Consider the following 12,528-nt stretch of genomic DNA (forward strand, 5'->3'; position numbering starts at 1 on the left):
ACCCGACCGACGGCCGAGCAGGAGTCGCCATGGGCCCCGACGCCGCCACCAACGTGGCTGGCGCGCGGCCCGACGCGCCCGCCCTCCCGGCCGGTGACGCAGCGCCGGCCCTCCCGGCCGGGTCGCCCGACGGGGGCGACCGGCAGCCACTGCCGAGCCGACCCGTGATCCGCCGTCCCGACGACGTAGGTGCCGAGCCCCCCGGCGAGGAGGACGCGCCGGGCGGCCCGCCGCGGCGCCGGGTGCGCGACCGGCTGGCCCGCCGCATCGTCGCCGGCCAGCGCAGCGGGGTGGTCCGCCCGGTGCTGGAGCCGCTGGCCGCGCTGCACCGGCAGAACCACCCCAAGGCCGACCTGGCCCTCCTGCAGCGGGCCTACGACCTCGCCGAGAGCGCGCACGCCACGCAGAAGCGCAAGAGCGGCGACCCCTACATCACCCACCCGCTGGCCGTGGCGACCATCCTGGCGGGGCTGGGGATGGACACCACGACGCTGGTCGCGGCGCTCCTGCACGACACCGTCGAGGACACCGGCCAGACGCTGGAGTCGATCACCGACGCGTTCGGCCCCGAGGTCGCCCACCTGGTGGACGGCGTCACCAAGATCGACCGGGTCAAGCTCGGCGACGCCGCCCAGGCCGAGACGATCCGCAAGATGATCGTGGCGATGGCCCGCGACCCCCGGGTGCTGGTCATCAAGCTCGCCGACCGGCTGCACAACATGCGCACGCTGCGCTTCCTCCCGCCCGAGAAGCAGGAAAGGAAGGCGCGCGAGACGCTGGAGATCCTCGCCCCGCTGGCCCACCGGCTGGGCATGAACACCATCAAGTGGGAGCTCGAGGACCTCGCGTTCGCGACGCTCTACCCGAAGCGCTACGACGAGATCGTCCGCCTGGTCGCCGAGCGGGCGCCGTCCCGGGACACCTACCTGGCCGAGGTCGCCGCCGCCGTCACCGAGCAGCTCAAGGCCGCGGGCATCCAGGCCGTCGTCACCGGCCGGCCCAAGCACTACTACTCGATCTACCAGAAGATGATCGTCCGCGGTCGCGACTTCACCGACATCTGGGACCTCGTGGGCATCCGCATCCTGGTCGACTCGGTGCGCGACTGCTACGCGGCGCTGGGCATCATGCACGCGCACTGGCAGCCGGTGCCCGGCCGGTTCAAGGACTTCGTCGCGATGCCGAAGTTCAACATGTACCAGTCCCTGCACACGACGGTGATCGGGCCGCAGGGCAAGCCGGTCGAGCTGCAGATCCGCACGCACGACATGCACCGGACCGCCGAGTACGGCATCGCGGCGCACTGGAAGTACAAGGAGAAGGCGAGGTCGGGCGGTCGGCCGGCGCCGGGCGAGGGCCGCGGCGGCAAGACCGGGTCGCCCGACGACATGCTGTGGCTGCGGCAGCTGCTCGACTGGCAGCGAGAGGCGCAGGAGCCCGGCGAGTTCCTGGAGACGCTGCGGTACGACCTCGGGCCGCAGGAGGTCTTCGTCTTCACGCCCAAGGGCGACGTGGTCAGCCTGCCGGGCAACGCCACCCCGGTGGACTTCGCCTACGCGGTGCACACCGAGGTCGGCCACCGCTGCATCGGCGCCCGGGTCAACGGCACGCTGGTCTCGCTCGACAGCAAGCTGGGCAACGGCGACGTCGTCGAGATCTTCACCTCCAAGTCGCCGAGCGCCGGGCCGTCGCAGGACTGGCTGTCGTTCGTCGGCTCCTCCCGGGCACGCACCAAGATCCGCCAGTGGTTCACCAAGGAGCGCCGCGAGGACGCCGTCGAGGCGGGCAAGGAGGCGCTGACCCGCGCGATGCGCAAGGCCGGCCTGCCGCTGCAGCGGCTGCTCGGCGGCGACGCGCTCGGCACGTTGGCCAAGGACCTGCGCTACGCCGACGTCACCGCGCTGTACGCCGCGGTCGGGGAGAACCAGATCTCGGCCTCGTCGATCGTCGAGAAGCTGATCGCGGCCCTAGGCGGCACCGAGGGCGCGGTCGAGGACATCGCCGAGACCACCATCCCGATGCGCCGCCCGGTGCACCGGCGCTCCTCCGGCGGCGACCCGGGCATCGTCGTCCACGGCATGACCGACGTGTGGGCCAAGCTCGCCAAGTGCTGCACCCCGGTGCCCGGTGACGGCGTCCTCGGCTTCGTGACCCGCGGCGGCGGGGTGAGCGTGCACCGCACCGACTGCACCAACGCCGCCGACCTCGAGCGCAAGCCTGAGCGGCTGGTCGAGGTCGAGTGGGCCTCGCAGCCCGGGTCGGTGTTCCTGGTGGCGATCCAGGTCGAGGCGCTCGACCGGCACCGGCTGCTCTCCGACGTCACCAAGGCGCTGGCCGACGAGCGGGTGAACATCCTGTCGGCGTCGGTGCAGACCAGCCGCGACCGCGTGGCGATCAGCCGGTTCACCTTCGAGTTGGCCGACCCGGCGCACCTCGGCGCGGTGCTGCAGACGGTCCGCAGCGTGGAGGGCGTCTTCGACGTCGAGCGCGTGACTGCCTAGTCGAGTCGGGGGCAGGACCTGCGGCCGGCTGTTGCGCGCTGGGCCCGGGAGGTCCGGGATGGACCTGCAGATGGTGTTCGGCGTCCGACCTCCGGCCAGACGCCGGCCTCGGTCCAGTCGCGTAGCCGCCGCCAGCAGGTCACCCCGGAGCAGCCGACCAGGGTCGACGGCACCTGATTCCAGGTGATGCCGGTCGTGAGCACGAAGGCGATCCCGGCCAGTGCAGCCCGGTCACCGATCGGCCGGCGGCCCGGATGACGGTGGCGGCGGGGTCTCGGCGGCGGCAGCAGCGGGGCGACCCGGTCCCACAGCCGGTCAGGGACGAGCTCCTCGATCACCCAGCACAGCCTCGACAGACCGAGTCATCGAACGGGGGAGGCACGCCGAACTGATCTTGCACGAAGGTCACCTCGATCCCCATGGGAGTCGAGGAGGTGCTTGTCCGTCGCGACTGCTGCCGCGAGGAGCGGAGGGCCGTGAGACCAGTGCCGTGCCGGCTTCGACTTCTCGGCGCAGGAGGTCCACGCGGTGGCTCGCTCCGGCGGTACGAGCGGGTCGAGTGCCGCCGGCCGTCACCACCTGCTGACCGCGCTCCGCAACTGGTGGTCGCCACCGGCAGCTCCGCCGTCCGCACCGGCTCGGCGGCCGAGCGGACGGCGCGGGAGGCGGCGTTCCTGCGGGTGTTCGGCTCGCGCCCGGCGATCAGAGCGGCGCTGTTGACGCGGCTGGGAGGCGCCAGGGACCGAGGTGCCCGTCAGTCGGCCGGCAGCCGGTTCGCGGTGACGGCGTACAGCGGGTCGCCGGTCCCCGGCGGCGTCCTCAGCTGGACGCGCGGCTCGTCGAACCGCCCGGTGCGGCGGACCAGTTCGGCGACGACCCGGCCGTGCTGGTCGTCGTCGGTCGCCAGCCAGCCGCGCACCGCCTTGGTGGGGAAGCACCGGTTGGAGAAGGTGATCGCCAGCGGCCCGCCCGGCCGCAGCACCCGCCCGACGTCGGTGAGCACCTCGATCGGCCGGGTCAGGTAGTCGATCGACACGCAGCAGACGGCGGCGTCGACGTCGGTGTCGGGCAACGGCACCCGGGGGTCGGCGTTGAGGTCGTGGACCAGCCGCCGGGTGGCCGCCGGGTTGGCCGCCAACTCCTCGGCGTTCATGCCGAGCACGACCAGCTCGGCCGGCGGGGTGGCGAAGTGCGAGACCCACGACGACATGAGGTCCAGCACCCGCCGCGGGCGCGGTGCCGTGCCGTCGATGCCCAGCTCGGCGTAGAGGGCACCCACCGCGGCGATCGCGGCGTCGTCGATGTGGGTGACCAGCCGGGGCGGGGCGTAGAACAGGGCGTCGTCCCGGGCGTCGGCGCGCTCGAAGAAGCCCGGGGGGAACCCCGCGTAGTGGTCGTCCGCGGCCGGCGGCATCAGACGAGGGTGACCGACTCGATGGTCACCGGCACGGTCGGGGCGCCGCCCCCGGGGCTGGGGTCCAGCGAGCCGTCGTTCCCGTTGGCCGCCACCTCGTCGAGGACGGCCAGACCGGCCTCGTCGACGGTGCCGACGACGGTGTAGGCCGGCGGCAGCTGGCTGTCGCCCCACACCAGGAAGAACTGGCTGCCGTCGAAGCCCTGGCCGCTGTTGGCCATCGCGACCGTGCCCCGCGGGTAGGTCTCGGCGCCGGTCACCTCGGTCGGCGAGGTGTAGGTCGGCCCGCCCGCACCGGTGCCGGTCGGGTCGCCGCACTGCAGCACCTGCAGCCCCTCGCTGTCGACCTCGCGGTGGCAGGGGGTGTCGTCGAAGAAGCCCTGCTCGGTGAGGTGCACGAGGCTCGCGGCCGCGCACGGCGTGGCCGCCCGGTCCAGGGTGAGGGTGAGCTCGCCGAGGTTGGTCGCGACCAGCAGGCCGGTGCTCCCCGACGCGGGGACGACGTCGTCGGGCGGGGCCACCTCGGTGAGGTAGGGGTTGGCCGACGAGCCCTCGCCCCACGCGCAGGTGACCGTGCCCGACGCCGCCGCGCCGCCGTCCCCGGCGCCCGTGGTGCCCGCGTCCTGCTCGCCCTCCGCCGCGGAGCCGCCGCACGCCGCGAGGGTCAGGAGTGCGCCGGTCAGGCCGGCCGCTGCGCGCAGCCGCCGGCTCACGCGGCGACCACCAGCGACTGGATCCGGACCTCCTGGGTCGGCGCGCCGTCACCGGGGCCGTTGCTGCCGTCGTTGCCGTTCGCGGCGATGGTGTCGAGCGTGGCCAGTCCCGCCTCGTCGACGGTGCCGAGCACGGTGTAGCTCGGTGGCAGCTGGCTGTCGCCCCACACCAGGAAGAACTGGCTGCCGTCGAAGCCCTGGCCGCTGTTGGCCATCGCGACCGTGCCCCGCGGGTAGGTCTCGGCGCCGGTGACCTGGGTGGGGAACTCGTAGGCCGGGCCGCCGGTGCCGGTGCCGCTGGGGTCGCCGCACTGCAGCACCTGCAGGCCCTCGGAGTCGGTCTCGCGGTGGCAGACGGTGCCGTCGAAGTAGCCCTGCCCGGCCAGGTACACCATGCTCGCCACCGCGCACGGCGCGTTGGCGTTGTCCAGCGTCAGGCCGATCGCGCCGAAGTTCGTGGTGACGTCGACCTCGGTGGTGCCGGTCGGGGTGACCTCCACGGGCGGGGTGCCGGTGTCGGCCTGCAGGTTCGGGTTGGCCGCCGTGTCGACCGGCGTCCAGTCGCAGGTGCCGTCGCTGCCGTCGACCACGCCCGGCGTGGGAGGGGCGGCCGAGGCGGGCGTGGCCTCCGCGGCGGCGGGGTCGGCGTCGTCGCCGCCGGTTCCGGTGACGAGCAGGACGGTGCCGACGACGAGGACGACGGCGGCGGCGGTGACCCCGATCAGCAGGTTGCGGCGGCGCTTGCGCGCCAGCTCGGCGCGGCGTTCCAGCTGGCGCTGCAGGCGGCGCTGGGCGGCCTCCCGCCGCTGCTTGTTGCTCGGCACGGGTGGTACTCCTCGAGACGGACGGCTGCGGGGGGACGTCCTGGTGCGCCCGCGCCCCGCTGGTCGGAGCCCCGAGTCTAGGTGTCGAGCCTGCCCGTTCCCTGGCAGCGGGAAGGCCCGGAGCGCCGCGGATGGCCCGCGTAACCTGCACGGGTGCTCATCCGCTCGTTCCCGGCCGGCGCGTTCGGCACCAACTGCTACGCCGTCGCCCCCGGGCCGCGGCAGGAGTGCGTGGTGGTCGACCCCGGCATGGACGCCGTCGAGCCACTGGCCCGGCTGCTGGCCGACGACGGCCTCAAGCCGGTAGCCGTCGTGCTCACCCACGGCCACCTCGACCACACGTTCTCGGTGCTGCCGGTCTGCGACGGCTACGACATCCCTGCCTACCTGCACCCGGCCGACTCCGGGATGCTCAGCGACCCCGCGCGCTGGCACGGCCCGCAGCTGGCCCCGCTGATCAGCGGTGTCCGGCTGCCCGACCCGGCCGACGTGAAGCCCCTGGACGACGGCGCGGTGCTGTCGCTGGCCGGGGTCGAGCTGACCGTGCGGCACGCGCCGGGGCACACCCGGGGTTCGGTCGTCCTCTCCCTCGACCTGGGCACCGACTTCGACGGAGCCCCGGGACTGCTGGCCGGCGACGTGCTCTTCGCCGGCTCGGTGGGCCGGGTCGACCTGCCCGGCGGGTCGTGGGAGGACATGCTGCGCTCCCTGCAGGACGTCGTGCTGCCGCTGGACGACGAGACGGTGGTGCTGCCCGGGCACGGCCCGCTCACCACGATCGGCCGGGAGCGGGCCACGAACCCCTACCTGGCCGAGGCGGCGAGCGCCCCGAAGGGTCGCGGGCTGTGAGCGTGACGGACGAGGGCGCACGGGCGACCGAGGAGCGGATCGGGTCCGGAGCCGAACGGAGGGCGTCGTGAGCGGGCTGACCGCGCCGAAGGGCACCTTCGACGTCCTGCCGCCGGAGTCCGAGCGCTTCCTCGCCGTCCGGGAGACGCTGACCGCGCCGCTGCGCCGGGCCGGCTACGGCTACGTCGAGACGCCGGTGTTCGAGCACACCGAGGTCTTCTCCCGGGGGGTGGGCGAGTCCACCGACGTCGTGACGAAGGAGATGTACACCTTCGACGACCGCGGCGGCCGCTCCCTGACCCTGCGCCCGGAGCTCACCGCCGGGCTCATGCGGGCCTTCATCGAGCACCGGCTGCACACCGGCGCACTGCCGGTGAAGCTGTGGACGATCGGCTCGGCGTTCCGTTACGAGCGCCCGCAGGCCGGCCGCTACCGGCACTTCACCCAGGTCGACATGGAGGCGCTCGGGGTCGACGACCCGGCGCTGGACGCCGAGGTGGTGGCGCTGGGCGTGCAGGGCTTCCGCGACCTGGGGCTGACGGACTTCGAGCTGCTGCTGACCTCGCTGGGCGACGCGACCTGCCGGCCGCAGTACCGCGAGCAGCTGGTCGCGTACCTCGACAAGCTGGACCTCGACGAGGAGACGCGGCGGCGCGCGGAGATCAACCCGCTGCGGGTGCTCGACGACAAGCGGCCCGAGGTGCAGGCGCAGCTGGACGAGGCGCCGCTGATGGTCGACCACCTCTCGGACTCGACCCGGGCGCACTACGACGCCGTCCGCCAGCACCTGGCCGACCTCGGCGTGACCTGGACCGAGGCGCCGCGGCTGGTGCGCGGGCTGGACTACTACACGAAGACGACGTTCGAGTTCGTGCACAACGGGCTCGGGGCCCAGTCGGCGATCGGCGGCGGCGGGCGGTACGACGGGCTGTCGGCCGCGCTCGGGGGCCCGGACGTCTCGGGCATCGGCTACGCCGTCGGGGTCGACCGGACGCTGCTGGCGGTGCAGGCCGAGGGGCTCCACATCGGCGCCGCGGCCGGCGTGCAGGCGTTCGTCGTCCCGCTGGGCGAGGAGGCCCGGCGGCTGGCGGTGCGCCTGGTCGGGCAGCTGCGCCAGGCCGGCGTCGCGGCCGACACCGTCTACGGCGGGCGCGGGCTCAAGGGCGCGATGAAGGCCGCCGACCGGTCGGGCGCCTCGCACGTCGTCGTCATCGGCGAGCGCGACCTGGCCGAGGGCGTCGGCCAGCTCAAGGACATGCGCACCGGCGAGCAGCACCCCGTCCCGGTCGGCGAGCTGTTCGAGCGGGTGCGTGCGAGCGTGGGGGAGTGACTTCCATGGAACAGCGGCCGCTCGGCCGGACGGGAGCCGACGTCAGCGTCGTCGGCCTGGGCACCTGGCAGCTCGGCGGCGACTGGGGGGACGTCGACGAGGACGCCGCGGCCGACGTCCTCGACGCCGCGCTCGAGGCCGGGGTCACCCTGCTCGACACCGCCGACGTCTACGGCGACGGCCGCTCCGAGGAGCGCATCCGCCGGGCGCTGGTCGCCCGGTCCGAGCGGCCGTTCGTGGCGACCAAGGCCGGCCGGCGCGCCGACCCGTTCGAGGCCGAGCAGTACACCCCGGAGAACCTGCGCGCCTGGGTCGACCGGTCCCGCCGCAACCTCGGCGTGGAGACCCTCGACCTGGTGCAGCTGCACTGCCCGCCGCCGGCCGTCTACTCGGACGAGCGGGTGTACGACGCGCTCGACGCGATGGTGGCCGACGGCGCGATCGCGGCCTACGGCGTCTCCGTGGAGACCGTCGCCGAGGGCCTGACCGCGCTGCAGCACCCCGGCGTGGCCACGATCCAGGTCATCCTGAACATCTTCCGGCGCAAGCCGCTCGAGGAGCTGCTGCCCGCGGCCGCGAAGGCCGGCGTGGGCATCCTCGCCCGGGTGCCGCTGGCCAGCGGGCTGTTGACGGGCAAGTACGACGAGTCGACGACGTTCGCCCCCGACGACCACCGCAACTTCAATCGCCACGGCGAGGCCTTCGACGTCGGCGAGACCTTCGCCGGCGTGCCGTTCGAGGTCGGCGTCGCCGCGGCCCGCGAGGTCGCCGCGATCGCCGGCGACGCCCCGACGGCGGCGTTCGCGCTGCGCTGGGTGATCGACCAACCCGGCGTCACCACGGTGATCCCCGGCGCGCGGACCGTCGATCAGGTCCGCGGCAACGTCGCGGCGGCCGCGCTGCCCAGGCTCCCCGACTCCCAGCTCGCCGACCTCGAGCGTGTCTACGACGAGCGCATCCGCGCGCACGTCCACGACCGCTGGTGACCTGACCCCCGCTGCGTCATCTCCCGCCCACCCCCCGAGAGGCAACCCCCGTGCTCCGCACCCACGACGCCGGCACGCTGCGCGCGTCCGACGCCGGCTCTCCCGTCACCCTCGCCGGCTGGGTCGCCCGCCGCCGCGACCACGGCGGCGTGGTCTTCGTCGACCTGCGCGACGCGTCGGGCTACGTCCAGGTCGTCGTCCGCGAGGAGGAGGCCCACGCCCTCCGCAACGAGTTCTGCGTGCTGGTCACCGGCGAGGTGCGCCGCCGCCCGGAGGGCAACGAGAACCCGGAGCTGCCGACCGGCGAGATCGAGGTGGCCGCGGCCGAGCTGCGGGTGCTCTCCCCGGCCGCCCCGCTGCCGTTCCCGATCGAGACCGACCAGGCCGCCTCGGACGACGTCCGGTACCGGTACCGCTACCTCGACCTGCGGCGGCAGGGCCCGGCGAGGGTCGTCCGGCTGCGGTCGGAGGTCAGCCGCATCGCCCGCGGGGTGATGGCCGGGCACGGGTTCGTCGAGGTGGAGACGCCGACGCTCACCCGGTCCACGCCCGAGGGCGCCCGCGACTTCCTCGTGCCGGTGCGGCTGCAGCCGGGCAAGTGGTACGCGCTGCCGCAGTCGCCGCAGCTGTTCAAGCAGCTGCTGATGATCGGCGGGCTGGAGCGGTACTACCAGATCGCCCGCTGCTTCCGTGACGAGGACTTCCGCGCCGACCGGCAGCCGGAGTTCACCCAGCTGGACTTCGAGATGAGCTTCGTCGAGCGGGACGACGTGCTCGCCGTCGTCGAGGACGTCGTCCGGGCGCTGTGGCGGGAGCTGGCGTCCTACGACGTGCCTGACATCCCGCGGATGACCTACCGGGAGGCGATGGACCGCTTCGGCTCCGACAAGCCCGACCTGCGCTTCGGCATCGAGCTCACCGAGCTCACGGAGTACTTCGCGCGGACGCCGTTCCGGGTGTTCCAGGCGCCCTACGTCGGCGCGATCGTGATGCCCGGGGGCGGCTCGCAGCCGCGCCGGGCGTTCGACGCCTGGCAGGACTGGGCGAGGTCGCGCGGACACCGCGGCCTGGCCTACGTGACGGTGGGGGAGGACGGCACCCTCGGTGGGCCGGTCGCGAAGAACATCTCCGACGCCGAGCGCGAGGGCCTCGTGGCCGCCGTCGGCGCGCAGCCGGGCGACTGCGTCTTCTTCGCCGCGGGTCCGCGCCGACAGGCCCAGGAGCTGCTCGGCGCGGCGCGCAACGAGATCGCCCGCCGGCTGGAGCTCATCGAGCCGGGCTCGTGGTCGTTCCTGTTCGTCGTCGACTTCCCGATGTTCGAGGAGACCGAGGACGGCTCCTGGACGTTCACGCACCACCCCTTCACCTCGCCGACGCCCGAGTGGCGCGACCGGTTCGAGCAGGACAAGGGCGCTGCGCTGTCGGACGCCTACGACCTGGTGTGCAACGGCAACGAGCTGGCCAGCGGCTCGGTCCGGATCCACGACGCCGCGCTGCAGGAGCGGGTGTTCGAGACGCTCGGGATGTCTCGCGAGGAGGCCCGCGAGCGGTTCGGCTTCTTCCTGGAGGCCTTCGCCTACGGCCCGCCGCCGCACGCCGGCGCCGCCCTCGGCTGGGACCGGCTGACCGCGCTGCTGGCCGGAGTGGAGTCCATCCGCGAGGTCATCGCCTTCCCGAAGACCGGCGCCGGGTACGACCCGCTGACCGGTGCGCCGACGCCGATCACCGACCCCCAGCGCAAGGAGGCCGGCATCGACGCCCAGCCCGAGGAGCCCGCCCTGCCCGGCGAGCCCGGCGCCCCGGGGCCCAGCGACCCGACCCGCTGAGGTCCGCCGTCGTCCTCGCTGCCGTGATCATCGGCGGCTGGCTGCTCCCATCGGCGTGTCGGGCCGCCACCTGCCCATGATCACGGCAGGCCGGGGCGCCAGCCGCGGCTCATGAGTGCCCGGCGCGTGCGGTCGACGACCACCGTGGCGACTCCGCGTGCCGTGCGGCGAAGCGGAGCACCAGCCAGCCGTCCGCGGCCATGAGGGAGTACCGGTCGATGTCGCGGCCGAACTGCTCGACCTCCGCGTGCTGCCGGCCCTCGTACTCGAGCAGCACCTTCCAGCGCTCGTACCCGAGGTCGCCGTGCGCGACGACCCGGTCCCAGCGGTCGCGGACCGGCACCTGCGGCTGCGGATCGGGCAGGTCGCTGGTCACCAGCCAGTACCGCACGAGACTTTCCGGGCGGGACATCGACAGCGGTGTGAGCAGGGGTGCGCACCGCCGAGCGCTCACCACGCCGCGGACCCGGGTCCCGCGCTCGAGACGTCGGGCGAGTGCCTCGGCCGGCAGGTGACCGCGGCGCATCAGCGCGTCGCCGACCGCGACCAGTTCGTACGGTGGCAGCCGCTCGGCGAGGTCGAGCCAGGTCTGCGGTCCGGACGTCGTCCGCAGGCCGTGGTGCACGACGACGTCCTCCTCGGCGAGCCGGCGGGCGTGGACGACGAAGTCGGCGCGTTGGGGGAGCACTCGGCGCGGGGTCATGGCGACGTGGGCGCGGACCGGCATGTCGACGTGCGTCCCGAGTAGCGCAGCCGCGGTGCCGTGACTGTAGGCAGCGTCCGCGGGCAGCAGGCCGGCCAGCAGCGCCAGGCGTTCCCGTGGGTCGACGGCGTCGTCCAGAGGGACGACGAAGTCGTGGGCCAGCCGGACGAACCGGGAGCTGCGCAGCTGCGCACGGGTCAGTCCGGCGGCGCGGGCGGAGGCGGCGGTGTGGGCGGGAGGCAGGATCACGCGCCCGACGTTGCTGTGGCTGCACCATCCGCGGCGGGTCCCGGCGTAGGGATGTGGAGCCGGGCGGGCGCTGTGGACGGCGGCCCCGCCGCGGTGATCATCGGCGAGTGGCTGCCCGACACGCCGGTGGGGACAGCCACGTGCCGATGATCACGGCGGGCTCGGGCTACGGGCTGCGGGAGGAGGGTTCAGGCCCCGCTCAGGCGGGCGAGCTGCTCCGGGGTGAGCTGCAGATCCGCGGCTGCCGCGGAGTCCTGGATGGAAGCCGGCCGCGAGGCCCCCGGGATCGGGACGACGACCTCCGACTGGGCCAGGTGCCAGGCCAGGGTCACCCGGTAGACCGACACGTCCAGCTCCTCGGCGACCGCCGTGAACGCCGGCGCCGTGGACTCCAGCGACCCGGCCGCCGACACCCCGCCGAAGGGGCTCCACGGGATGAACGCCAGCCCGTGCGCCGCACAGTGGGCCAGCTCGTCGGCGGAGAACCGCCAGCCGGGGGAGAACCGGTTCTGCACGCTGGCCAGGGCCGGGCCGACGATCGAGCGGGCGACGTCGATCTGCGCGACGTCGGCGTTGGAGATCCCGGCCATCCGCACCAGCCCGTCGTCGACCAGCTGCCGCAGCCCACCCATCGACTCTTCCCACGGCGTCTCCGGGTCGGGCCGGTGGAACTGGTAGAGCCCGATGGCGTCGACGCCCAGCCGGCGCAGCGAGTCCTCGCAGGCCCGGCGCAGGTACGCCGGCGTCCCGTCGAGCTCCCAGTCGGTGCCGCGCCGGGTGTGCCCACCCTTGGTGGCGACCAGCACCGACGACGTGTCGCCGCCGTAGGAGGCGAGCGCCGCGGCGACCAGCTCCTCGTTGTGGCCGAACTCCGACTCGTCGACGGCGTACGCGTCCGCGGTGTCGATGAGGGTCACGCCGGCGTCGAGCGCGGCGTGCACCGTGGCGACGGCGTCCTCGCGGCCGGGCCGGTCGGTCTTCGTGGACAGGGGCATCGCCCCGAGCCCGATGGCGCTGACGGTCCGGTCTCCGATGCGTCGCTGCTGCACGGGGGTGTCGTGCCCCGCGGGTAGCGTTCTCACCCCTGAGCGGACAGGGGCGTGAGCACCGCAGCGAGGAGCGGAGCGCCCTGC

10 protein-coding genes and 1 pseudogene are annotated in these 12,528 nt (G+C 74.0%); 5 read left to right on the top strand and 6 right to left on the bottom strand.

The features are described from left to right. Positions 1–29: 29 nt before the first annotated feature. On the top strand, positions 30–2,501 hold the full coding sequence (locus BLW63_RS11740; protein ID WP_091155754.1) for a RelA/SpoT family protein: 2,472 nt from the start codon (positions 30–32) through the stop codon (positions 2,499–2,501). Positions 2,502–2,593: 92 nt separating this feature from the next. Here the strand turns inward: BLW63_RS11740 and BLW63_RS11745 are convergent. The 4 genes and pseudogenes from BLW63_RS11745 to BLW63_RS11760 all read right to left on the bottom strand — a co-directional run. Beyond that, positions 2,594–2,839, bottom strand: a pseudogene (locus BLW63_RS11745) (transposase); the annotation flags it as partial. Between the two features lie 416 nt (positions 2,840–3,255). Continuing rightward, complete coding sequence (locus tag BLW63_RS11750) at positions 3,256–3,915, bottom strand: class I SAM-dependent methyltransferase (protein ID WP_091155758.1); 660 nt, start codon at positions 3,913–3,915, stop codon at positions 3,256–3,258. Beyond that, complete coding sequence (locus BLW63_RS11755; RefSeq protein WP_091155762.1) at positions 3,915–4,628, bottom strand: peptidylprolyl isomerase; 714 nt, start codon at positions 4,626–4,628, stop codon at positions 3,915–3,917. Before BLW63_RS11755 ends, BLW63_RS11750 begins: the two co-directional genes overlap by 1 nt. Next, a complete protein-coding gene (locus BLW63_RS11760; RefSeq protein ID WP_091155766.1) occupies positions 4,625–5,452 on the bottom strand; it encodes a peptidylprolyl isomerase in 828 nt (275 codons plus the stop codon). The genes BLW63_RS11755 and BLW63_RS11760 overlap by 4 nt, the downstream gene beginning before the upstream one ends. A gap of 153 nt (positions 5,453–5,605) precedes the next feature. Here BLW63_RS11760 and BLW63_RS11765 point away from each other — a divergent pair, with 153 nt between their 5' ends. The 4 genes from BLW63_RS11765 (at position 5,606) to aspS (ending at position 10,443) form a co-directional block, all read left to right on the top strand. After that, positions 5,606–6,301, top strand: coding sequence for an MBL fold metallo-hydrolase (locus BLW63_RS11765; protein WP_091155771.1), 696 nt, complete (start codon positions 5,606–5,608; stop codon positions 6,299–6,301). A gap of 67 nt (positions 6,302–6,368) precedes the next feature. Further along, on the top strand, positions 6,369–7,631 hold the full coding sequence (hisS, locus tag BLW63_RS11770) for a histidine--tRNA ligase (RefSeq protein ID WP_091155773.1): 1,263 nt from the start codon (positions 6,369–6,371) through the stop codon (positions 7,629–7,631). 5 nt (positions 7,632–7,636) lie between these two features. Then, positions 7,637–8,617, top strand: a complete 981-nt coding sequence (locus tag BLW63_RS11775) for an aldo/keto reductase (protein ID WP_091155777.1) — start codon at positions 7,637–7,639, stop codon at positions 8,615–8,617. A gap of 50 nt (positions 8,618–8,667) precedes the next feature. Next, a complete protein-coding gene (gene aspS / locus BLW63_RS11780) occupies positions 8,668–10,443 on the top strand; it encodes an aspartate--tRNA ligase (RefSeq protein ID WP_091155782.1) in 1,776 nt (591 codons plus the stop codon). Positions 10,444–10,552: 109 nt separating this feature from the next. Here the strand turns inward: aspS and BLW63_RS11785 are convergent, their stop codons facing one another. Together BLW63_RS11785 and BLW63_RS11790 are read right to left on the bottom strand one after the other, a co-directional pair. Beyond that, positions 10,553–11,395, bottom strand: coding sequence for a hypothetical protein (locus tag BLW63_RS11785; RefSeq protein WP_244522518.1), 843 nt, complete (start codon positions 11,393–11,395; stop codon positions 10,553–10,555). A 188-nt stretch (positions 11,396–11,583) separates the two neighbouring features. Next, positions 11,584–12,477, bottom strand: a complete 894-nt coding sequence (locus BLW63_RS11790; protein WP_342028708.1) for an aldo/keto reductase — start codon at positions 12,475–12,477, stop codon at positions 11,584–11,586. Positions 12,478–12,528: the final 51 nt, after the last annotated feature.

Origin of the sequence: Geodermatophilus africanus, from assembly GCF_900107105.1 — a bacterium.
GTDB lineage: Bacteria > Actinomycetota > Actinomycetes > Mycobacteriales > Geodermatophilaceae > Geodermatophilus > Geodermatophilus africanus.